Source organism: Avibacterium gallinarum (assembly GCF_002921135.1).
Classification (GTDB): Bacteria; Pseudomonadota; Gammaproteobacteria; order Enterobacterales; family Pasteurellaceae; genus Avibacterium; species Avibacterium gallinarum.
Genome location: NZ_PQVJ01000003.1, coordinates 57,355 through 80,894, shown reverse-complemented (window position 1 = coordinate 80,894; position 23,540 = coordinate 57,355). Strand labels below are relative to the sequence as shown.

Below are 23,540 nucleotides of genomic sequence, written 5' to 3'. Positions count from 1 at the left end.
ATTCATTCTAAAGAAAAAAGCGTTTAACCAACAATAAAAAAACAAATAGTAAAAAGCGGTACTTTTCCACAAATTTTTAACCACTTAAAACTCCGTGAAAAACCACCGCTCTTTTCGTTTATGTTATTTTTTATTCCACCGCTTTAAATAAAATCTCGCTTGGAATAATTTCGCCTTGCCAATAAAGTTCGCTGGCAACTTTTTCGGCGAGTTGTAGGAAAGATTGGGCTATTTCGCTGTCTGGTGCGGAAACCACTGTTGGTTTGCCGTTATCCATATCTTCGCGCAAGCGGATATGTAATGGCTGTTGTGCAAGCACTTTTACTTGATATTTTTCCGCCATTTTTTCTGCTCCGCCTGTACCAAAAATAGGTTCGTGATGGCCGCAGTTGCTACAAATATGCACAGACATATTTTCCACAATGCCAAGCACTGGGACAGAAACGCGCTGGAACATTGAAATGCCTTTAATCGCGTCAATTAAAGCAATATCTTGCGGTGTGGTCACCACAATCGCGCCAGTTACAGGGATTTGCTGTGAGAGCGTAAGCTGAATATCGCCTGTGCCGGGTGGCATATCAATCACTAAATAATCTAGCTCCACGCCGTCTTTCGCCCATAAGGTTTCTTGTAAAAGCTGGCTTAGCGCACTGCTTGCCATTGGGCCGCGCCAAATGGTGGCATTATCAGGTTCCATCAAATAGCCAATGGAGTTGGTGCGTAATCCATACACTTCAATAGGGTTAATATGTTTGTTGTCTGGCGAAGTCGGGCGCTGATCTGCCACGCCAAGCATATGGGGGACAGACGGGCCATAAATATCCGCATCGAGCAAGCCAACTTTTGCGCCTTGTGCTTGTAAGGCTAAGGCTAAATTGACGGAAACGGTGGATTTGCCCACGCCGCCTTTGCCTGAACTTACTGCAATAATATTTTTGATGCCTTTTACGGCTGGGTGATTATTGGCGCGTTTTAAAGTGGCGATTTGGTAGTTCAGCACCCATTTTACTTCTGTGGCTTGGGTGATTTTTTCTAGCGCATTGGTTAGCGCTGCTTTTAGTTGTTCAAAACCACTGTTCCACGCAAAAGGCATTGTTATTTCAATGCGTAACACGCCTGCGCCTAGCTCTACTTTTTTGATCGCATTAAGGCTGATTAAATCACGTTGTAAGCTAGGGTGTTGAAATTGTTGGAATAATTGTTGAATTTCGGCTTGTTGAGCCTCGCTTAAATTCGCTGAAAAATGAATGCTCATCATTATTTCCTATTGTTAAGTCGCTGTTAAGTAAATGGTTAGAGAATAGTTGAGTAAATTTGTGGGTATATTTAAACACGGCAAGGCGGTGCTGTTAAGTATAAATTGAGATAAACCGCCTTGAACTGGAAAAAATACCGCCAATAAGGTAAAATTCGGCACAATTTTTCTGATGATAAAGGTAACAGATAATGTCAAATTCACCTCGTAAAATTTTAGTCACTTGCGCATTGCCTTATGCAAACGGCCCGATCCATTTAGGACATATGCTTGAGCATATCCAAGCCGATATTTGGGTGCGCTTCCAACGTATGCGTGGCAACGAAATTTATTTTGTTTGTGCTGATGATGCGCACGGCACGCCAATTATGCTTAAAGCTGATCAAATGGGCATTACCCCTGAGCAGTTAATCGCTGACGTGCAACAAAAACACGTTGAAGATTTCAAAGGCTTTAACATTAGTTTTGATAATTATTATTCAACCCATAGCGAAGAAAATCGTGAGCTAGCAGAAAGCATTTACAATAAATTAAAAGAAAATGGTTTTATCAAAAGCCGTACTATTTCGCAATTATTCGATCCTGAAAAGCAAATGTTCTTGCCTGATCGCTTTGTTAAAGGCACTTGTCCAAAATGTAAATCCCCTGATCAATATGGCGATAACTGTGAAGTTTGTTCTGCCACTTACAGCCCAACGGAATTAATCGATCCGCGCTCTACGGTATCGGGTGCAACGCCTGTGTTGAAAGAAAGTGAGCATTTTTTCTTTGACTTACCAAGTTTTGAAGCAATGCTAAAAGCGTGGATTCGCTCTGGTTCATTGCAACAAGAAGTAGCAAATAAAATGCAAGAATGGTTTGAAGCGGGGCTGCAACAATGGGATATTTCTCGTGATGCACCTTACTTCGGCTTTAAAATCCCGGGCACAGAAAACAAATATTTCTATGTTTGGCTTGATGCGCCGATTGGTTATATGGCGTCTTTCAAAAACCTGTGCAACCGTAAAGGTGATATTGATTTTGATAGTTTCTGGAATAAAGACAGCCAAGCTGAGCTGTATCATTTTATCGGCAAAGACATTATGTATTTCCACTCCCTTTTCTGGCCAGCGATGTTAGACGGAGCGGAATTGCGTAAGCCTGATAATATTTTCGTACACGGTTATGTAACGGTAAATGGCGAAAAAATGTCGAAATCTCGCGGTACATTTATTCAAGCGGCAACCTATTTAAAACACCTTGATCCCGAATATTTACGTTACTACTATGCGGCAAAATTAGGCAACCGCATTGACGATTTAGATCTCAATTTGGAAGATTTCGTACAGCGCGTAAATACCGATGTAGTAAACAAATTAGTCAATCTTGCTTCACGCAATGCAGGCTTTATCCAAAAACGTTTTGCTGGGGAATTAGCGGCCAGCTTGCAAGATCCTGTTTTATTTGCAGAATTTACTTCACAAGCGGATCACATTGCAGCTTATTACGAAAACCGTGAATTCAGCAAAGCCATTCGTGAAATTATGGCATTAACGGATAAAGCCAATAAATATATTGATGAAAAAGCCCCTTGGGTCATTGCCAAAGAAGAAGGCCGCGAGCAAGAATTACAACAAGTTTGCTCAATGGGTATTGAGTTATTCCGTGTGTTAATGGGCTACTTAAAACCTGTGCTACCAAAATTAGCTGAGCGTGCTGAAGCCTTCTTACAGACTGAAATTACTTGGGATAACCTTGCAACACCGTTGGCTTCTCACAAAATTGCGCCGTTTAAAGCCTTGTTCTCTCGTTTAGATATGAAGCAAATTGAGCAAATGATCGAAGCATCAAAAGCGGAAAATGCCCAACTTAATCCGCAAAGTAGCACAGAAAAAAGTGCGGTGAAAAATGCAGCAGATTTTGAGCCTTTTGAAGAAACCATCACCATTGATGATTTTGCCAAATTAGACTTGCGTGTTGCCAAAGTGCTGAAGTGCGAAGCCGTACCTGAAAGCAATAAATTATTGAAATTTATCCTAGATTTAGGCGTGGAACAGCGTCAGGTGTTCTCGGGCATTAAAGCAGCCTACAACAAACCAGAAGATCTGGAAGGGCGAATGGTGATTATGGTCGCCAATCTTGCACCGCGCAAAATGAAATTTGGTATGTCTGAAGGAATGATCCTTTCCGCAGGCACAGGCGGCGCAGATTTATTCTTGCTTGATGTAGATTCTGGCGCTAAAGCAGGTGCGCGCGTGAAATAATAATCGCAAATTATGATAGAAAATAGAAAAAAGGCGAACCTAATGTTCGCCTTTTTGTTTACGCTACTGGCGTGCCTTTCAGCAATTTTCTTATCCAGCTGCGATTTGGGCTGAGCTGATGCAAAATATCTTCACTTAACGGTAAAGGTTCTCCATAAATTAATGAAGCCAGCACTTCGCCAAGCAAAGGCGCAGACGTGAGTCCCCTTGATCCTAATGCGCCGATTAAATAAAGATTGTGATGAATCGCCGCTGGTGGAATAGGATGTTTGCGACGGCGAAGATTAAAGAGATTTTTATAATCTTCGGCTTGTTGTGCGAAATCCGGCACGTTACCCACCATAGGAATGCGATCGCGCACGGAGCACCGCACGCCAACACGCGCCAAGTTGCCTGAGGTATCAATCTCATTCACCCATTCTACCCCCGCAAGATTTTGCTGAATTTTGTGCTGATTTTCTTGCTGTTCTTGTTGGCTAAATTGACGATCTTGATTATCACGAACGTGGCTCGCACCAATGCAATGGCTACTTTGTTCTTGATCTGCAGGCGTGAGATAGCCGTCATAGCAAAGCACCGTTTTAAGGTGTTTTAACTGTGCGGTGGTGGGAATTTGGCTCACTTGCCCGCGCACGGGGTAAACGGGTAGTTGTGCGGTTTGGCTAAAGTCTTTGAGCTTATGCCCGTTAGCAATAATGGCGATCTGATGAGGAAAAGTTTCACCCTGTGAATTAGTCAGCAGCCAGCCTTCGCCTTGTTGAGAAAGTGCGGTGATTTTTTGCGAAGTTTTTATTGTTACGCCGCGCTGTTGTAAATAGGCAAATAAATTTTGCACGAACTGACGAGGCGCAAGCCAAGCGCCTTGCGGAATAAATGCACCATCACAAGGCAGTGGTAAACCGACTTTTTCGCTCAATTCCGCTTGAGAAAGACGTTGAAATAAGGCTTCGGGCAAATCTAAGTGAGAAATTTTGTCTAATTTCACCGCACTTTTATGATCATAAGCACAGAGCGCCACGCCGCAAAAATCCCGTTCAAATTCAATGCCTTGCTCAATCGCCCAATGCAGTTGCTGTTGCCCATATAAAAACGCGTGAATATAAAAACGAATGTTATGCTCATCATCATCGCTCAGCTGCGGATAAAAGGCCCCTTGCTTGTTGCCTGAAGCATTGAGTGCGGTTTGCTCATCTTCACAATAAAGCGTGATATTCGCGCCACGTTGCGATAAGGAAAGTGCGATAAAGGCAGAAGCAATACCGCCGCCGATAATGGCGATGTCTTGCGTTTCATTCATTTGAGCCGCTTGTGGCAAATACCAAGGGGTTAAAATCGCGTAAGTGCGGTGATTTTTTGTGAAGTTTTCGGGTTTCACCCCTGCTAAACATTCACGTTTTTTGCCGTAGCCTTTGCGTTTATGCACGCTAAATCCTGCATTTTCTAGCCCTTTTCGCACCGCACTTGCGGCGGTGAAAGTGGCAAATGTGCCGTTAGGCTTGCAATAATCAAACATTGCGTTGTAAAGCTGCTCGTTCCACATTTGCGGATTTTTACTCGGCGAAAAGCCATCTAAAAACCACGCATCAATGCGATTTTGCATATAATCACCCAGTTGCGGCAGGCTTTCAGCAATCTCCCCGAACCAAATATCCAACGTGGTTTCGGCAAAATGAAAACGCTGGCAACCTGCGATCATCGGTTGCCATTGATGGCAAAGTTGCCGGCTTAAATCGGCAAATTCAGGATAAGACTGATGAGTTTGGGCAAGCTGTGTTGGATTGAGCGGATATTTTTCAAAAGAAATAAAAAACAAGCGTTTCAGCGGGCTGTGCGGATTGGCTTGGCGAAATTGCCGAAAAAGTTGAGTAACTGCAAAAAAATTTAATCCCGTGCCAAAGCCAGTTTCCGCAATCACAAAATGCCCTTGGTTAAACTGATGCCAACGTTCCCACAGCGCATTTCCCTGCTGAAACACATAACGGCTTTCCGCCAAACCGTCTTGGTTGGAAAAAAACACATCATCAAATTGGTGGGAAATGGGCGTGTTTTCTTGATTAAAATAGATCTCTGCGTGATTAAGTTTAAACATCTTTGCTGGCATCTTTGTTGTGCTACTCGAGTTTGCTATAATAGCGAAATTTTCGGGATTGGTCGAACCTTCCAAGAAATGCTTGCAATATTTTCATTTCGTAGTAAGTTAGCGACCAACTGTATTTTTTACTCTTTCAACGCAAAAGGAATAATTTATGAGAAGAGCGGTGATTACTGGTTTCGGTGTCATTTCCAGTATTGGTAACAATAAAGAAGAAGTATTAGCTTCATTAAAAGCGGGTAAATCAGGCATTGAGTTAGTGCCAGAGTTTGTGGAAATGGGTATGCGTAGCCATATCGCAGGTACGCTCAAAATTACACCTTCAGAATTGATTGATCGTAAAGTTTATCGCTTTATGGGCGATGCGGCAGCTTATGCTTATCTTTCAATGAAAGAAGCCATTGAAGACGCAGGCTTAACAGAAGAACAAGTGTCTAACGATCGCACCGGTTTGGTGATTGGCGCTGGTACAGGTTCTGCACACAATCAGCTTATCGCTTGTGATGCCGTGCGTGGCCCGCGTGGCGTGAAAGCCGTTGGCCCTTATGCAGTAACCAAAACAATGGCATCAAGTGTATCAGCTTGTTTAGCAACGCCTTACAAAATCCGTGGCGTGAATTATAGTATCAGCTCCGCTTGTGCCACTTCTGCACATTGTATCGGCCACGCTTTAGAATTAATTCAATTAGGCAAACAAGACATTGTTTTTGCCGGCGGTGCAGAAGAATTATCGTGGGAATGTGCCACAGAATTTGACGCAATGGGTGCAGTTTCCACCAAATATAACGACACCCCAGAAAAAGCTTCGCGCGCTTATGACGCAAACCGTGATGGTTTCGTAATTGCAGGTGGTGGCGCTGTGGTTGTGGTTGAAGAATTAGAACACGCTCTTGCGCGTGGTGCAAAAATCTATGCGGAAATCGTGGGCTATGGTGCAACTTCTGATGGTTATGATATGGTTGCACCGAGCGGTGAAGGCGCAGAACGTTGTATGAAACAAGCAATGGCAACAGTAGATACCCCTATTGACTACATCAACGTACATGGCACGTCAACGCCAGTGGGCGATGTGAAAGAATTAGGCGCGATCAAAAATGTTTTCGGTGATCAAAAACCAGCCATTTCATCAACCAAATCAATGACAGGCCATTCACTAGGTGCGGCTGGCGCACACGAAGCCATTTACACCTTATTAATGTTAGACAACGATTTCATCGCCCCAAGCATTAACATCGAAACCCTCGATCCACAAGCGGAAGGAATGAACATCGTAACAGAAACCAAAGAAAACGCAGGCTTAAATACCGTAATGTCAAACAGCTTTGGTTTCGGCGGCACAAACGCAACATTGGTATTTAGACGTTATACAAAATAAACCAAGCTAAAATAATAAAAACGCTTTCAGTAAGAAAGCGTTTTTTTATATTTAATCATTGTTAGCATTTGAGCTATTTGTCATTCTTTTGCGACTGTTCTAAAGCCAAATATCCTTCCAATAATTCAATGGCTTCCAAACAGCGCGCACGGCGTTGTTGGGTGTGTGCGATGAGCTGTTGGAGCCGCTGTTTTTCCAATTCTTCTTGGGCTTGAAAATACTGATCTTGTTGCTGCTCAATTTTTGCATTTAAGGCTTGTAGGGCTTCGTAATATTTCTCTAAGCGTTCCCTTGGCGGCAGGCGATGAATGGCGTGTTGCTGCTTATCCTTTGCGGTGAGTGGCGCTTTCTGCGGATTATGCTGCGTTGTTTTTCTCGATTTCTGTTGTTTTATGGCATCTAACAAGGCTTGTAATTGGGCAAGCAGTTTTTCGCTATAAAATTGACATTGAGCCTGTTCGTTTTCTTGCAAACGTGCGATTTGAGCAAGGGTGTTGTCTAATTCTGCACGATAAAATTTGAATAGCTGGAAATCTTCACTAAATAAAGTGCGGTCAAATTTTGCATAAATTTTCTCTGTATCAGGCATTGGATATTGCTGATAACATTGCGTAATTTTTTGGCGTAACGCTTGAATGAGTTGAGTTTTGTTCATTTTTCCGTTCAATATTGATTTAGTGAGATTGGGGCGCGCGGAAATTATCGCATAAAAAAGGACATCTTGTGATGTCCTTTTTCTGTCTATCTTCTATCTAACATTGCTTATAAATACATTGCAGCTAGCCAGCCGAAAATAATTAATGGAATGTTGTAGTGAATAAAGGTCGGCACGACAGAATCCCAAATGTGATCGTGTTTGCCGTCCATATTCAAGCCTGATGTTGGACCGAGTGTAGAGTCGGAAGCAGGGGAGCCTGCATCACCAAGCGCGGCTGCCACGCCTACGATAGAAACCGTGGCTAATGGGCTAAATCCAAGGGTTAAGCAAAGCGGCACATAAATGGAGGTGATGATTGGTACCGTAGAGAAAGACGAACCGATCCCCATTGTGATAAACAAGCCCACAATTAACATTAATAATGCGGCCAAGCCTTTGTTGTCTGCGCCTAAGCCTTGGCTGAATGTATCCACTAATTGGGTTACGCCGCCAGTAGCGTTAATCACCGCAGCAAAGCCTGAGGCGGCAATCATCACAAAGCCGATCATTGCCATTAGGCGTAAGCCTTGTTGGAAAATATCGTTGCTTTCTTTGAGTTTGAAAATGCCACAAACAGCGAAAATGATTAAACCTGCTAAACCGCCGATAATGGTGGAATCAGTGAAAAGTTGTAAACCGAAAGTAACCACAATCGCAACAATGCTGGCGATAACGTGGAACGGTTTGATATTTGCAATATGCTGTTCAATTTCTTGCGTGCTAAGGTTGTTGTCTGAAACGGCATATTCTCTTGGTTTGCGATAGGTGATGAACACAGCGGTGAGTAAGCCTAAAATCATTCCAATCACCGGTAACATCATTGCAAGAGAAACTTCGCCAACGCTGGTGTGTAAGCCGAGCGGTGCGCCCACTTGGTTGATATTTTTCACCAAAATGCTTTCGATAAAGATTTTCCCGAATCCCACTGGCAAGAGCATATAAGTGGCGGTTAAACCGAAAGTTAGCACACAAGCCACGGCACGGCGGTCAATTTTCAATTTATTGAAAATGGCGAGCAGTGGTGGGATCACAATTGGAATAAAGGCAATATGCACTGGCAATAAGTTTTGTGATGAAATGGAGAAAATCACCAACACTGCCAAAATGAAATATTTAAATGTCGCCATTGAAAGCCCGTTTGGCGAATGGCCGAGTTTTTGGATCACTTTGAAAGCGAGCAAATCGGTAATGCCTGATTTAGAAATTGCCACGGCAAATGCACCTAAAATAGCGTAGTTCATCGCCACTTCAGCGCCGCCGCCTAAGCCACCCGTAAAGGTTTGAATGGTTTCGCTCATTGTTAAATTGCTGCATAAGCCTGCGGTTAGCGCGGAAATGATCAAAGCAATCACCACGTTAATGCGCAATAAACTTAACGCAAGCAATACAATGATAGAAATCACAACAGGATTGGAAAGTAACATTGCATTGTCCTTATTTAAGAGAAAAAGAAAAATTTATAAAAAAATTACCGCACTTATTCTGCTATTTGATGGGGAAAACCACCTAATTGTTTGAGATGGTTCACCATATAACAGAATAATTCTGCGGTGCGTTCTGTATCATATAAAGCGGAATGCGCTTGTTTATGATCAAAAGGAATGTTCGCCGCTTGGCAGGCTTTCACCAATACCGTTTGACCGAACATAAATCCGCTTAATGTGGCGGTGTCAAACATTCCAAAGGGGTGGAATGGATTACGCTTGGCTTGCACGCGTTCAGCCGCCGCCATTAAAAAACTTTGGTCGAAAGTGGCATTATGTGCCACGATAATGGAACGTTGGCATTCCGCTTGTTTTTGTGCTTGACGCACCATTTTGAATAATTCACTAATGGCGATATTTTCCGAAATCGCACCACGCAAGGGGTTATCAATATCAATGCCGTTAAATTTGAGTGAGTCAGGATTAATATTCGCCCCTTCAAAAGGTTGAATATGAAAATGGCACTTTTGATCGGGCAATAAGAACCCATTTTCGTCCATTTTTACCGTAATAGCGGCGATTTCGAGCAACGCATCAGTTTTTGCGTTAAAGCCTGCGGTTTCTACATCAATAATCACGGGCAAGTAGCCACGAAAGCGGTTTTTTAGCAAATTATAATTAATTGGTTCGCTTGTTGTCATAACATTATGGACTATCAGATCAAAGGTGAGATAAAAAGTGCGGTGTAAAATTTGCGAAAATTTCCACCGCACTTTGTAACCGTTTATTTTTAGCTTAGTTGCCTAATCCAGCTTGCGCATTTTTATTTTCGATAAACTCGATTTTGTAACCATCAGGATCTTCCACGAAGGCAATTACTGTTTTGCCGCCTTTTACTGGGCCTGGCTCACGAGTAACTTTTCCGCCTGCTTGGCGAACGGCTTCGCAAGTGGCATAAATATCGTCCACGCCGATAGCGATATGCCCGTAAGCATTGCCCAGATCGTATTCGTGTACGCCCCAGTTGTAGGTTAATTCAAGCACAGAAGCTTTGTCTTCATCGTCATAACCTAAAAAGGCAAGGGTATATTTATATTCTGGATTTTCGCTGGTGCGCAATAAACGCATACCTAACACATCTTGATAAAATTTAATCGAACGATCTAAATCGCCCACGCGTAACATTGTATGTAAAATTCGCATAATCATCTCCAATCATCAAAAAATTCTAGGCATTATGCCATAGTCAGGGGTAAAAAGCATTACAGAGTTTTGCTTAAAACAAGGCTTATTTTGGCGTGTAATCGCGTGCGCCAAAAATCGCTGTGCCAATGCGAACCATTGTTGAACCACATTCAATGGCTGCGGTTAAATCGTCTGACATTCCCATTGAAAGGGTGTCAATTTGGCATTCAGGCAGCGCGCGTTGAAGCTGCTCGAAAAGTTGCTGCATTTGCATAAAGGCTTGTTTTTGTTGATGAATATCATTTGTTGGTGCAGGAATTGCCATTAACCCACGCAAACATAAGTGCGGTAGATTTTTGATGTGTTTTGCCAAATCCAGCATTTCCGCAGGTTGAATACCCGATTTACTGCTTTCATCGCTAATATTAATTTGAATCAGCACATTCAACGGTTTTTTGTAGTGGGGACGCTGATCGTTAAGACGATCGGCAATCTTGGCGCGATCAAGGGTTTGTATCCAATCAAAATGTTCTGCCACTAAACGGCTTTTATTCGATTGCAGCGGCCCGATAAAATGCCATTCGAGATCGAAACCTTGCCCCTCAAAATGCTGAATTTTTTCTACCCCCTCTTGCACATAGTTTTCGCCAAATTGACGTTGTCCCGCTTGATAGGCTGCTAAAATGGCTTCTACGGGCTTGGTTTTGCTCACTGCTAATAGAGTGATATCTGTGCTGGCTCGCTGAGCTTGCTCGCACGCTTGTTGGATTTGTGTTTGCAGCTGTTGTAAATTTTGTTGAATTGTCATTGTGGGCTTACCTATATCCTATGAAGTTTCGCATTATTTTAACAAAATCATTCTATATTATTCATTTTCTGTTTGACAAGGCGTGAAAATTTCGGTATTTCTAACACCATCATTTTTTGTTAGGAAAATCACAACAATGCAACGCACAATCGCAATGATTACCACCACCATTATTACCATTACGATGAATGGGGCGGGTTAGTGCGTTAAAAACAGGATCACAGAAAACCCGCATTACAAAGTGCGGGTTTTTTTATAAGCATTTTTTGCATTCACAACATTTATACTGAGGAGAATTTCTATGCGAGTATTAAAATTTGGTGGCACTTCGCTGGCAAATCCAGAACGTTTTTCACAAGCGGCACGGCTGATCGAAAAAGCCCATTTAGAAGAGCAAGCCGCTGGCGTGTTATCTGCCCCCGCTAAGATCACCAATTATCTTGTCGCCCTTTCTGAAAAAGCAAGCCAAAACCTACCAACTGATACCGATTTTAATCAAGCACTTGAAATTTTCTATACCATTATTAATGGCTTATATGCCGAAAATGAAAATTTTGATCTCGCAGGCTGTAAAGCCGTGATTGACGCAGAATTTGCTCAAATCGCCGAGCTTTTAGCAGAAATTCGTGCTAAAGGCGTGTTAGATGACGCGGTGAAAGCGACCATTGATTGTCGCGGGGAAAAATTGTCTATCGCAATGATGAAAGCCTGGTTTGAAGCCCGTGGCTACCAAGTTACCCTGATTAATCCTGTGGAAAAATTATTGGCTCAGGGTGGATATTTAGAATCTTCTGTGGATATTGAAGAATCTACCAAACGCATTGATGCGGCAAGTATTCCGCCGAAAAATGTGGTGTTAATGGCGGGCTTTACTGCGGGCAATGAGAAAGGGGAACTTGTTTTACTCGGTCGTAATGGTTCAGATTATTCCGCCGCGTGCCTTGCTGCCTGTTTAAATGCTTCTGTGTGTGAAATTTGGACAGATGTGGACGGTGTGTTCACTTGTGATCCTCGTCTTGTGCCTGATGCCCGCTTATTGCCAAGCCTGTCTTATCGTGAAGCGATGGAACTCTCTTATTTCGGGGCGAAAGTGATTCACCCGCGTACTATCGGGCCATTGGTGCAAGCGAATATTCCTTGCTTAATTAAAAATACAGGCAATCCTGAGGCGAAAGGCACGATTATTGATAGCCATTCTCAATCTGAACAGCTCCAAGTAAAAGGCATTACCAATTTAGATAATTTGGCGATGTTTAACGTTTCGGGGCCGGGAATGCAAGGTATGGTGGGAATGGCGGCTCGCGTGTTCTCTACAATGTCGAAAGCGGGCGTTTCCGTGATTTTGATTACCCAATCTTCTTCAGAATATAGCATTAGCTTCTGCGTGCCAGTGAAAGCGGCAGAAGTGGCAAAAAATGCATTGGAGGCTGAATTTGCTCAGGAGTTGAAAAATCAAGATTTAGAAGCCATTGAAGTTATCAAAGATCTTTCTATTATTTCTGTAGTGGGTGAGGGAATGCGTCAAGCGAAAGGGATTGCCGCCCATTTCTTCTCCGCATTAGCACAAGCAAATATCAGCATTGTAGCGATTGCACAAGGATCTTCTGAGCGTTCTATTTCTGCTGTAGTGCCACAAAATAAAGCCATTGAAGCGGTGAAAGCAACGCACCAAGCCCTTTTTAATAACAAAAAAGTGGTGGACATTTTTCTCGTTGGGGTAGGTGGCGTAGGTAGTGAATTAATTGAACAGGTAAAAAATCAGCGAGATTATTTAGCAAAAAAGGACATTGAGATCCGCGTTTGTGCCATTGCAAACTCAAATAAAATGTTACTTGATGCCAATGGCTTAAATTTGGATCACTGGCAAGAAGATTTGGAAAATGCCACACAGCCCTCTGATTTTGATGTGCTACTTTCTTTCATTAAATTACACCACGTTGTAAACCCTGTATTTGTGGATTGCACCTCGGCGGAAAGTGTTGCTGGCTTGTATGCCCGTGCGTTAAGTGAGGGCTTCCACGTGGTTACGCCAAACAAAAAAGCCAACACAAGAGAACTTGAGTACTACAATTTATTGCGTGAAAATGCGCGTAAAAGCCAACATAAATTCTTGTATGAAACCAATGTGGGCGCGGGCTTGCCAGTGATTGAAAACTTGCAAAATTTATTAGCCGCAGGGGACGAATTAATCCGCTTTAGTGGCATTTTATCTGGCTCACTTTCCTTTATTTTTGGCAAGTTGGAAGAGGGCTTATCGCTTTCAGAAGTTACCGCATTAGCCCGTGAAAAAGGCTTTACTGAACCCGATCCACGTGATGATCTTTCAGGACAAGATGTGGCGCGTAAATTGCTTATTTTAGCCCGTGAAGCAGGCTTACAATTAGAATTAAGCGATGTGGAAGTAGAGGGCGTGCTGCCAAAAGGTTTTGCGGAAGGCAAATCAGTGAACGAATTTATGGCAATGTTGCCACAGCTTGATGCAGAATTTAAAGCGCGCGTGGAAAAAGCGAAAGCAGAGGGCAAAGTATTGCGTTATGTTGGACAAATTGAAAACGGCAAATGCAAAGTGTCGATTGTAGAAGTAGAGCAAGATGATCCACTGTATAAAGTGAAAAATGGTGAAAATGCCTTAGCATTCTACACCCGCTACTATCAGCCAATCCCATTATTATTGCGTGGCTATGGGGCAGGAAATGCGGTAACTGCGGCAGGGATCTTCGCCGATATTTTAAGAACATTACATAATTAAGGAGCATTTATGTTACGAATTTACGCCCCTGCATCTAGTGCGAATATCAGCGTGGGCTTTGATACATTGGGGGCGGCGGTGTCCCCAATTGATGGCTCATTATTGGGCGATGTGGTGCAAGTGGAGGCAATCAGCCAAGGCTTTGAGCTAGAAAGTGCGGGCTATTTTGTGCGTAAATTGCCCAAAGAGCCACAAAAAAACATTGTGTATCAAGCCTATGTGCTTTTTAGTGAACGCTTAAAATTACGCAACGGCACTGTGAAGCCACTGCGTTTAACGCTAGAAAAAAATATGCCAATTGGCTCAGGCTTAGGCTCAAGCGCCTGTTCTATTGTGGCTGCTTTAGTGGCGTTAAATAAATTCCACGATGAACCTTTTTCCAAAATGGAATTATTGGAAATGATGGGCGAACTGGAAGGGCGTATTTCAGGCTCAATTCATTATGATAATGTTGCCCCTTGTTATTTAGGTGGGGTGCAATTAATGGTACAATCGCTCGGCAATATTTGTCAGCAGTTGCCATTTTTTGATAACTGGTATTGGGTGTTGGCATACCCAGGCATTGAAGTTTCTACCTCAGAAGCGCGAGCCATTTTGCCGAAAAGCTACACGCGTCAAGATGTAATTACACACGGCCGTCATTTAGGCAGTTTCGTTCACGCGTGCCATACGCAACAAGAAGCCTTAGCCGCCTATATGATGAAAGACGTGATTGCAGAACCTTATCGTGAAGCACTATTACCAAACTTCGCTGAAGTAAAACAAGCGGTACGCGATCTTGGCGCACTGGCTTCTGGCATTTCAGGCTCAGGCCCAACAATGTTCGCCATCGCACCAGATTTAAACACCGCCAGTAAAGTGGCCACCTATTTGGAAAACCATTATCTCCAAAACAACGAAGGCTTCGTCCACGTTTGTAAAGTAGATAACCAAGGCGCAAGAGAATTAATATAATTAAAAAGAGAGTCATTATGAATACTAAACACTTAAATTTATTTCCTATTGACTATCCTTTTGAAACATTAATTTCAAGAGTAAAAGAAGGAAAATTAAAACTAGATCCCGATTTTCAAAGAAAATATAAATGGGATAAACCTAGAGGATGGAAAAGGGCGTCTAAGTTTATTGAATCTTGTTTGATGAGAATTCCTTTACCCTCGTGCTATTTTGCAGAAGATTCTCAATCTAATCACTTAGTAATTGATGGGGTACAGCGATTAACAACTATTCAAAAGTTTTTTAATGATGAATTTGCCTTAGAAGGAATGACTGCTTTTTCTGAATTAGAAGGAAAACGGTTTTCCGAACTAGGTGAATTAAAAAGTGATTTAGAGACTACAACAATTCGTTGTATTGTATTAAGAAAAGATAATCCTCAGGAATTAATTAGGGAGATATTTGCTAGGCTTAACCAAGGATCAGTTATATTAACAGATCAAGAAATTCGTCATGCATTATATCCTAGTAAATTTAATGAGTTATTAGATGAGTTATCATCTGAGTTAGAGAGTTATAAATTTAATCACATTAAAGATGAAAGTGGTAAAAGTGAATTGGTACTTCGCTTTTTTGCATTAGCTACAGCAGATTTATCTGGTTATTCAGATAGGCTAAAAGAATATTTAGATACTTATTTGTCTTCAAAAAAAGATGTGTCTGAAGAGTTGATAGAAGAATTTAGGGATAAATTTCATACTGCTTTATCTAATTGTAAAAAAGTATTTGGTGATGATGTTTTTCTTAATTTGGCTAGAAAGAAGAATATGAAGCTTAAGACTATTGTTCATTATGAATTACAGATGTACTCTATTGGACAATTATCACCAGAGATAGTAGAAAAATATGCAATTGAGATTAGAAAAAAGTATGAGGAACTTTGTAATAATGATGATTTTTTAAGGACCTTATCTAGGAGTTCACAAACACGATCTTCTATCATGAAAAGACGGCGTTTATGGGAAAACTTGTTATCTACAGTTATAAATGAGTAATTTTTATGGTAATATCATTTGAAAGTGAATTTCAAGATATTGATACTAAATTGAAAAATTTAAGAAATATCGTGGAAGAGAGCAATAATAGAATTATCAAGAATACAGATGAGCTTTTTCAGTCTAATGTTAATTTTTTTCTTGTAGTTATTTAGTTAATTTATGTATTTGTTTAGAGTCATTTCTAACTAGTTGTGCAATAAAAATATTTAGAAGACATTGTAATTACATTAATCAACATAATACAGTTCCTAAGTGTTTTTTGAAAGTGAGCTTAAATTCTTGGAAGGGCGTCGATGATACAAGGGATATTTCACATCATTTAATATCTATAGATGATAGCATAAAAAGATTTCTTGACGAGTATAAAATATCAGGTAATGTAGAAAAAACAATAAAGGTATTTAAGCTATTAGGTATTAATTTAGGATGCCATAACATAGATAGTGCACTTATTTCGCAAGTTACAGAAATTGTGAATAAACGTAATGATATAATTCACAGAGCTAATAGTGCTAGCGATATAACATTATCTGACATAGTTTCATATATTGATATAGTTAGAAATTATATGGAATCTATTTATCAGATCGTTTCGGCAGTAGAGTATAATATTTTTGGTAAAGATTATAAAGGTTAATTATGAATTTATACAACATCAAGCACCCTGAAGAACAAGTAAATTTCGCCCAAGCAGTACGCCAAGGGCTAGGTAAAGATCAAGGGCTATTTTTCCCTGAAATTATCCCGCACTTAGACAACATTGATGCCTTGCTTGAGTTACCTTTGGTTGAGCGTAGCGAGAAAATCCTAGGGGCATTAATTGGTGATGAAATTCCAGCGGATAAACTGGCTCAAATGGTGAAAAATGCCTTTATCTTCCCAGCACCAGTAGAAAAAGTGGCAGAGCATATTTATGCCTTAGAATTATTTCACGGGCCAACTCTTGCCTTTAAAGATTTTGGTGGGCGCTTTATGGCACAAGCCCTAGCAACCGTTCGTGGCGATGGCAAAATCACTATTTTAACCGCAACCTCAGGTGACACAGGGGCAGCAGTGGCTCACGCCTTTTATGGATTAGAAAATATTGACGTGGTGATTTTATATCCAAAAGGCAAAATCAGCCCATTGCAAGAAAAATTATTCTGCACCCTTGGCGGAAATATTCGCACGATTGCCATCAACGGTGATTTTGATGACTGCCAAGCTCTGGTTAAACAGGCGTTTGATGATGCCGAGCTTCGCCAAGCGATCGGCTTAAATTCGGCCAACTCCATTAATATTAGCCGTTTATTAGCACAGGTTTGTTATTATTTTGAAGCGGTAGCACAACTGCCAAAAGCAGAGCGCGAAAACATTGTGGTTTCTGTACCAAGTGGTAATTTCGGCAACCTGACTGCGGGGCTTATCGCTAAAACAATGGGCTTACCGATCAAACGTTTCATCGCGGCTACCAATGCAAATGACACCGTACCACGCTATTTAAGCTCGGGCGAATGGTCGCCAAATGACACCGTGGCAACCTTATCAAACGCAATGGACGTTAGCCGCCCAAATAACTGGCCTCGTGTAGAAGAACTCTTCAAACGCAACGGCTGGGCATTGTCAGAGCTTCATTCCGCCGCAATGAGTGATGAGCAAACTGAACACACCTTGCAAGCAATGAACGAGCAAGGCTATCTATGCGAACCGCACGGTGCGATCGCCTACGGCGTGTTAAAACAAGATTTACAAGCTGGCGAAACAGGATTATTCCTTTGCACTGCTCACCCTGCAAAATTCAAAGAAAGCGTCGAGCGAATTTTATCAACGGAATTACCTTTACCTGAAGCCTTGGATAAACACAACAAATTGCCATTGCTTTCAGATGAAATGGATAATGATTTTGCAACGTTAAAGGCGTATTTGTTGAAGAAATAATTTTGTAAAAAGGGCGGACGCATAGTGAAGTAGGGTGGGCTTTAGCCCACCATTTAATGAGATTTCTCCCTTTGGTGGGCTGAAACCCACCCTACGGAGCATTTAGATAAATTTTATATCAGTATAATGAATATATAGGGGCGGACCTGTGTGTCCGCCCGAAACATTAGAAAATAAAAAGGACAAAAAATGATTACTCTTTACGGCATTAAGAATTGCGATACGGTGAAAAAAGCGTTGAAATGGTTGGCGGATAATGACATTGAACATCGCTTGCACGATTACCGTGTGGACGGGCTAGATAAGGCTTGGTTAGAACAGGCGGAAGCTCAGTTTGGCTGGGAAAATTTGGTGAATAAGCGTAGCACGACATGGCGTAATTTGCCTGATGAAGTGAAAAAAACGTTGTCAAAAAGCACCGCACTTGAGGTTTTATTTGAACAGCCAACGCTGATTAAACGCCCGATTATTTTACAAGATGGCATTGCGTTAATGGGATTTGACGCAACAGCGTACAGTCAGGCATTTGGAAAATAGCTGAGGCAAAATAAAATGAAAAATTCGATTCTCACCTTAGCCCAACAGTTGATCCAGCGTCCCTCTATTAGCCCTGATGATCAAGGTTGTCAGCAGTTGATCGCAGAACGGTTAGAAAAATTAGGTTTTCATATCGAATGGCTTCCTTTTAATGACACGCTAAATCTGTGGGCAACGCACGGTTCAGCGCGTCCTGTGGTGGCATTTGCGGGGCATACGGACGTTGTGCCAGTGGGTGATGAAAGCCAATGGCAATATCCACCGTTTTCCGCAAAAATTGTGGACGATATGCTTTACGGACGTGGTGCGGCGGATATGAAAGGTTCGCTTGCCGCAATGATTGTGGCGGCAGAAAACTATGTAAAAGCCAACCCCGATCACGCAGGGACGATTGCATTGTTGATTACTTCCGATGAAGAAGCTGCCGCAAAAGATGGTACGGTGCGGGTGGTGGAAACCTTAATGGCTCGCGGTGAAGCCATTGATTATTGCCTTGTGGGCGAGCCTTCGAGTGCTGAGAAATTGGGCGATGTGGTGAAAAATGGTCGCCGCGGTTCTATTACGGGAAATCTGTATATTGAAGGCGTGCAAGGACACGTTGCCTATCCTCATTTAGCCGATAATCCCGTGCATAAATCCGTTGATTTTCTAAAAGAATTAACCACTTATCAATGGGATCAAGGCAATGAATTTTTTCCGCCAACTAGTTTGCAGATTGCTAATATTCAAGCGGGAACGGGGAGTAATAATGTGATCCCCGGTGAGTTTTATGTGCAGTTTAATTTGCGTTATTGCACGGAAGTAACAGACGAGTTAATTAAGCAAACCGTAGAACAAATGCTGAAAAAACATCAGCTTGATTATCGCATTGAATGGAATTTATCGGGCAAGCCATTTTTAACAAAACCGGGTAAACTGGTGAATGCTGTGGTGGATAGTCTTGAAAAAATTGCCCAAATTACCCCCGCACTTGAAACGGGTGGTGGCACGTCAGACGGGCGTTTTATTGCTTTAATGGGGGCTGAAGTGGTGGAACTTGGGCCATTAAATGCCACCATTCATAAAGTGAATGAATGCGTAAGTTGTCAAGATCTTGCCACTTTGGGCGAGGTTTATCAGCAAATGTTGATGAATTTGCTGAATAAGGACGCATAATGAAAGCGAGTTTTACGCCTGCAATGCTCACGGGAAAATCGCGTGAGCATTTGTCCCCCTTGCCTTGCCCGTTCTCGACACAACATTTTCTTCAGCCTGATGCTTTAAAAGCCTTTCAGGGCTTACAGCAAAGTGCGGTGAAAAATGGCTTTAATTTGCAGCCCGCCAGTAGCTTTCGTGATTTCCAGCGTCAGCAAATGATTTGGAATGAGAAATTTGCGGGCAAGCGTAAAGTGCATAATGATGAAGGACAAGCACTTGACTTATCTTGTTGTTCTGATTGGGAAAAATGCCAAGCGATTTTGCGTTGGTCAGCCTTGCCAGGGGGAAGCCGTCATCACTGGGGAACGGAAGTGGATATTTTTGATCCTGATTTATTGCCAGCAGATCAAAAATTACAACTTGAGCCTTGGGAATATACACAAGGCGGTTATTTTGCTGAACTCAGCGTGTGGCTGCAAGAAAATGTGGCGAAATTTGATTTTGCCTTTCCTTTTTCGCAAATGCCAGCGAGATTAGAGATTGGTTATGAGCCGTGGCATATCAGCTATTTGCCAATGGCAGAGCTGGCTCGCGCGCATTTCGACCCTGAGATTTTAGTGCAATCTTGGCAAGATCAAGATGTGGCTGGCAAGGCTACATTAATCAAGCAATTAGCTGAAATTTTCGAGCGATTTTTTATCTAATTTTTTATTTAATAAGGAAAACTAAAATGAACGAAAAACATTTTTTCCCACAGGGGATTTCGTCCTTTTTGCAGTGGATTTTGAATGTTTCCTTACTCATTCTCGCCTTAATTTTGGTGGTCTTTCTGGCGAAAGAAACCTATGCTTTAGCCCTTGTCTTATTTGAGCAATCAAAAGAAGCTTCTTATTTGTTGGTGGAAAAAATTGTGGTGTATTTCCTTTATTTTGAGTTTTTAGCCTTGATTGTGAAATACTTCAAAACCGATTATCACTTTCCATTGCGTTATTTTTTATATATCGGGATCACCGCAATGGTGCGCTTAATCATTGTGGATCATTCTAGCCCAGTAAATACTTTGCTCTTTTCTGGATCGATTTTGCTAATGGTGATTGCGCTATTCTTGGTTAGCTCAGATCGCCTGAAGAAAAGTTAGCCGATTTTTCACAGGTTTTGTGAACAAGGTCAAATTTTTCAACAAAGATCAGAAAAATTACATTTTTTTTGTAAAAAACTGGCGTATTCTTAGCAAAATTTTATACGAGGAAAAATGATGTCCGACTTACAGCAATTTACCCAACAGGATATTGAAATTATCAAGGAAGAACCGCTTTATAACGGTTTTTTTAATTTAAAGAAAGTCTATTTTAAACATAAGCTGTTTGCTGGCGGTGAAAGCGGTGTAGTAACCCGTGAATTGCTGGTGAAAGGCGCAGCTTCTGTGGTGGTGGCTTATGATCCTGATGCCGATAGCGTGGTGATGGTAGAACAGGTGCGCATCGGTGCTTATAACCCACAGCTCAGCCAATCCCCTTGGTTGTTAGAACTGATCGCCGGTATGGTGGAAGAAGACGAGCAACCCGATGAAGTGGCGCAGCGTGAAAGCCAAGAAGAAGCTGGCGTACAAGTAGAACATTTGCGTGAAGTGATGAGCTTTTGGGATAGCCCTGGGGGCATTGTGGAACGCATTCATTTATTTGTCGGCAAAGTAGATAGCCAAAAAGCACAGGGTATTCACGGCTTGGCCGATGAAAATGAAGATATCCGCGTTCACGTTATCCCGCGTCAAACTGCTTACGAATGGGTTTGCAATGGTAAGATTGATAATGGCTTAGCGGTAACAGGTTTGCTGTGGCTACAATTAAATTACCTTTCTTTACAAAAAGAATGGTCAAAAATGTGAACTGGATCGAATTTTTAATAGAAAATTTGGCGTAAACTTTGATCCCGCTAGCATTTTTTAGATTTACCTAATGCAATTTTTTTTCAAATTCGTAACGTATAACAAAAATTAATAATAAATATAACAGGAGGAGAGCGTACTTTGGTCAATACTTATACATATCCAACGGACAATGACGTTGTACGTTTGGTGCAGATTACAGATCCTCATTTGTTTAAGGACGAAAACGGTGAATTGCTTGGTATCAACACCCAAGCCAGCTTCAACCAAGTTTTAAGTGAAATTAAACAAAGTGACTTTGATTATGAGTTGGTTCTTGCCACAGGGGACTTGGTGCAAGACAGTAGCAGTGAAGGGTATTTACGTTTTTGCGAAACAGTGCAGTGCTTAGAGAAAATGGTGTTTTGGATCCCCGGAAATCACGATTTTCAACCTAAGATGTTTGATATTCTTAATCATAATAACGGCAATATTAATCCGCTTAAACATCTTTTAATTGGTGAACACTGGCAGATCTTAATGCTTGATAGCCAAGTTTTTGGCGTACCTCACGGACAGCTCGGACAATATCAGATTGATTGGCTGTCATCTAAACTGAAAGATTATCCAGAGCGCTATTCTTTGGTGGTGTTGCATCACCATATCTTATCTACGAACTCTGCTTGGCTAGATCAGCATAATTTACGCAATGCGTTAGATTTAGCCTATGCCTTATCACCATTTAACAATGTGAAAGGCATTTTATATGGACATATCCACCAAGCTGTGGATAGCGAATGGAAGGGCTACAAAGTGATGGCAACGCCGTCCACCTGCATTCAATTTAAACCTGATAGCAACAGCTTCGCATTGGACACATTACAACCTGGTTGGCGTGAAATTGAGCTTTACAATGATGGACGCATTGAAACCCGAGTGAAACGTATCCAACAAGCTACATTCCTACCGAATATGCTCGGGGAGGGCTATTAGTTGAGGAAGAGCAAATAACTAAGTGCGGTGATTTTTCACCGCATTTTTATAGTTACTTGCTCCTTACTTACTATAACCCCAACGCATACTTCAATGCTTGTTTTTTCAATGGTGTGGCTTTGGACGCTAAGAAAAGGGCGGCGTTGCGGGCGATTTTGAGCGGCAGTAATTCTGTTTTAAAGCCTTTGTAGAATAAATCCATCGCTGATTGCATTAGTAAATTGTCTTTTTGGCGCAAGGCTTGGTATTTTTTCAGCACCTCATCAGAAGCAAAATTTTGTTGATTTTGCACCGCACTTTCGATCACTTGTAACAACGCTTTTACGTCTTTAAAACCTAAGTTTACGCCTTGCCCAGCCAATGGATTAATGGTGTGAGCGGCATCGCCCACTAGCACAATGCCTTGATGATAATATTGCTGAGCGTGGCGGCGGGTGAGGGCAAAACTGCCTGCTTTTTGCACCTTAACTTGCCCCAATCTTGTAGGGAAAGATTGCTCAATGGCGTGGGCTAATTTTTCTTTGGATAATTGTTTCAGTTGAGCGATTTTTTCTGGGCTGTCATACCACACAAGGCAAGCCTGTTGCCCCTCAAGGGGTAAAAAGGCTCTTGGGCCAGAAGGGAAAAATTGCTGCCAAGTGATGTCTTGCTGTGGCAATTCGGTGTCCACCAAAATTAATAAACAATCTTGGCGATATTGCCAGCCCGTTAGGCCAATGCCAGCTATTTGGCGTAGTTGTGAATTTGCACCGTCTGCGGCAATCACTAAAGGAGCGGAATATTGTTCACCATTAGTTAAAAAAATCTGCCAATTTTTACCGCACTTTTCAGCTCGTTCCACTTTCACCTGCAAGCTACTTTGCACGTTTTCAAGCTTGGAAAAGGCTTGCCATAAGCCAAGTTGGATCACGTTGTTTTCCACCATATAACCCAGTTCGGAATGATCTAATTCTTTGCAATGAAAATAAGTGGAAAAGCCGTCAATTTCCCAAGTTTCTAAGGCGCGATAGGGGCAAATACGCATTTGTTCAATATATTGCCAACTTTGTAATTGTTGCAGTAATTGCACGGAAGCAAGGCTAATGGCGGAAATGCGTAAATCATAAGGGGAATTTTCCTGAAAAGTGGGTAATGGCGCGCTTTCAATCACTTGCACGTTTAGCCCTAATTGCCCTAAGCCTACGGCACAAGCTGCGCCAACCATTCCGCCGCCAACAATAATTACATCGCGTTGCGTATTCATTTTTGCCTCTTTTTTATCCGAAAAGTG

At 41.9% G+C, this 23,540-nt stretch carries 20 protein-coding genes and 1 pseudogene; 13 read left to right on the top strand and 8 right to left on the bottom strand.

Annotated features, from left to right (window positions below; genetic code table 11):
* Window positions 1–130: 130 nt before the first annotated feature.
* Entirely contained in the window at window positions 131–1,255 is a 1,125-nt protein-coding gene (gene apbC / locus C3007_RS01530; protein ID WP_103852757.1) for an iron-sulfur cluster carrier protein ApbC, read from the bottom strand.
* A 191-nt stretch (window positions 1,256–1,446) separates the two neighbouring features.
* Here apbC and metG point away from each other — a divergent pair, with 191 nt between their 5' ends.
* Window positions 1,447–3,498, top strand: a complete 2,052-nt coding sequence (gene metG, locus C3007_RS01525; protein ID WP_103852756.1) for a methionine--tRNA ligase — start codon at window positions 1,447–1,449, stop codon at window positions 3,496–3,498.
* A gap of 58 nt (window positions 3,499–3,556) precedes the next feature.
* Here the strand turns inward: metG and mnmC are convergent, their stop codons facing one another.
* Window positions 3,557–5,587: a bifunctional tRNA (5-methylaminomethyl-2-thiouridine)(34)-methyltransferase MnmC2/FAD-dependent 5-carboxymethylaminomethyl-2-thiouridine(34) oxidoreductase MnmC1 gene (mnmC, locus tag C3007_RS01520; protein ID WP_103852755.1), complete on the bottom strand. Its 2,031-nt coding sequence runs from the start codon at window positions 5,585–5,587 to the stop codon at window positions 3,557–3,559.
* 157 nt (window positions 5,588–5,744) lie between these two features.
* Between mnmC and fabB the strand changes: the two genes are divergently transcribed.
* Window positions 5,745–6,965, top strand: a complete 1,221-nt coding sequence (fabB, locus tag C3007_RS01515; protein WP_103852754.1) for a beta-ketoacyl-ACP synthase I — start codon at window positions 5,745–5,747, stop codon at window positions 6,963–6,965.
* Between the two features lie 73 nt (window positions 6,966–7,038).
* On the opposite strand, the gene priC is transcribed toward fabB, so the two are convergent.
* The 5 genes from priC to C3007_RS01490 form a co-directional block, all read right to left on the bottom strand.
* The gene (gene priC, locus C3007_RS01510) at window positions 7,039–7,620 is read right to left on the bottom strand and encodes a primosomal replication protein PriC (protein WP_103852753.1); all 582 of its coding nucleotides are present in this window, start codon (window positions 7,618–7,620) and stop codon (window positions 7,039–7,041) included.
* 107 nt (window positions 7,621–7,727) lie between these two features.
* Window positions 7,728–9,086, bottom strand: a complete 1,359-nt coding sequence (locus tag C3007_RS01505; protein ID WP_103852752.1) for a Na+/H+ antiporter family protein — start codon at window positions 9,084–9,086, stop codon at window positions 7,728–7,730.
* A gap of 53 nt (window positions 9,087–9,139) precedes the next feature.
* A complete protein-coding gene (gene rnt / locus C3007_RS01500) occupies window positions 9,140–9,787 on the bottom strand; it encodes a ribonuclease T (RefSeq protein WP_103852759.1) in 648 nt (215 codons plus the stop codon).
* A gap of 94 nt (window positions 9,788–9,881) precedes the next feature.
* The gene (gloA, locus tag C3007_RS01495) at window positions 9,882–10,289 is read right to left on the bottom strand and encodes a lactoylglutathione lyase (protein WP_103852751.1); all 408 of its coding nucleotides are present in this window, start codon (window positions 10,287–10,289) and stop codon (window positions 9,882–9,884) included.
* 85 nt (window positions 10,290–10,374) lie between these two features.
* Complete coding sequence (locus C3007_RS01490; RefSeq protein ID WP_103852750.1) at window positions 10,375–11,079, bottom strand: YggS family pyridoxal phosphate-dependent enzyme; 705 nt, start codon at window positions 11,077–11,079, stop codon at window positions 10,375–10,377.
* A 301-nt stretch (window positions 11,080–11,380) separates the two neighbouring features.
* Here C3007_RS01490 and thrA point away from each other — a divergent pair, with 301 nt between their 5' ends.
* The 11 genes and pseudogenes from thrA (at window position 11,381) to cpdA (ending at window position 22,270) form a co-directional block, all read left to right on the top strand.
* A complete protein-coding gene (gene thrA, locus C3007_RS01485; protein ID WP_103852749.1) occupies window positions 11,381–13,828 on the top strand; it encodes a bifunctional aspartate kinase/homoserine dehydrogenase I in 2,448 nt (815 codons plus the stop codon).
* Between the two features lie 9 nt (window positions 13,829–13,837).
* The gene (gene thrB, locus C3007_RS01480; protein ID WP_103852748.1) at window positions 13,838–14,782 is read left to right on the top strand and encodes a homoserine kinase; all 945 of its coding nucleotides are present in this window, start codon (window positions 13,838–13,840) and stop codon (window positions 14,780–14,782) included.
* A 17-nt stretch (window positions 14,783–14,799) separates the two neighbouring features.
* Entirely contained in the window at window positions 14,800–15,819 is a 1,020-nt protein-coding gene (locus tag C3007_RS01475; RefSeq protein WP_103852747.1) for a DUF262 domain-containing protein, read from the top strand.
* A 157-nt stretch (window positions 15,820–15,976) separates the two neighbouring features.
* Window positions 15,977–16,459: pseudogene (locus tag C3007_RS01470) on the top strand (HEPN domain-containing protein); the annotation flags it as partial.
* A 2-nt stretch (window positions 16,460–16,461) separates the two neighbouring features.
* Entirely contained in the window at window positions 16,462–17,739 is a 1,278-nt protein-coding gene (thrC, locus tag C3007_RS01465) for a threonine synthase (protein WP_103852745.1), read from the top strand.
* 189 nt (window positions 17,740–17,928) lie between these two features.
* The gene (locus C3007_RS01460) at window positions 17,929–18,276 is read left to right on the top strand and encodes an ArsC family reductase (protein WP_103852744.1); all 348 of its coding nucleotides are present in this window, start codon (window positions 17,929–17,931) and stop codon (window positions 18,274–18,276) included.
* Between the two features lie 15 nt (window positions 18,277–18,291).
* Window positions 18,292–19,431 (top strand): succinyl-diaminopimelate desuccinylase, encoded by a 1,140-nt coding sequence (dapE, locus tag C3007_RS01455; protein ID WP_103852743.1) that lies wholly within the window; start codon window positions 18,292–18,294, stop codon window positions 19,429–19,431.
* Window positions 19,431–20,117, top strand: a complete 687-nt coding sequence (locus C3007_RS01450) for a M15 family metallopeptidase (protein ID WP_103852742.1) — start codon at window positions 19,431–19,433, stop codon at window positions 20,115–20,117. The genes dapE and C3007_RS01450 overlap by 1 nt, the downstream gene beginning before the upstream one ends.
* A 26-nt stretch (window positions 20,118–20,143) precedes the next feature.
* The gene (gene psiE, locus C3007_RS01445; protein ID WP_103852741.1) at window positions 20,144–20,551 is read left to right on the top strand and encodes a phosphate-starvation-inducible protein PsiE; all 408 of its coding nucleotides are present in this window, start codon (window positions 20,144–20,146) and stop codon (window positions 20,549–20,551) included.
* 117 nt (window positions 20,552–20,668) lie between these two features.
* The gene (nudF, locus tag C3007_RS01440) at window positions 20,669–21,298 is read left to right on the top strand and encodes an ADP-ribose diphosphatase (RefSeq protein ID WP_103852740.1); all 630 of its coding nucleotides are present in this window, start codon (window positions 20,669–20,671) and stop codon (window positions 21,296–21,298) included.
* Between the two features lie 141 nt (window positions 21,299–21,439).
* The gene (gene cpdA, locus C3007_RS01435; protein WP_103852739.1) at window positions 21,440–22,270 is read left to right on the top strand and encodes a 3',5'-cyclic-AMP phosphodiesterase; all 831 of its coding nucleotides are present in this window, start codon (window positions 21,440–21,442) and stop codon (window positions 22,268–22,270) included.
* Window positions 22,271–22,340: 70 nt separating this feature from the next.
* Here cpdA and C3007_RS01430 read toward each other — a convergent pair whose 3' ends face one another.
* Entirely contained in the window at window positions 22,341–23,513 is a 1,173-nt protein-coding gene (locus C3007_RS01430) for an FAD-dependent monooxygenase (RefSeq protein WP_103852738.1), read from the bottom strand.
* Between the last annotated feature and the right edge of the window lie 27 nt (window positions 23,514–23,540).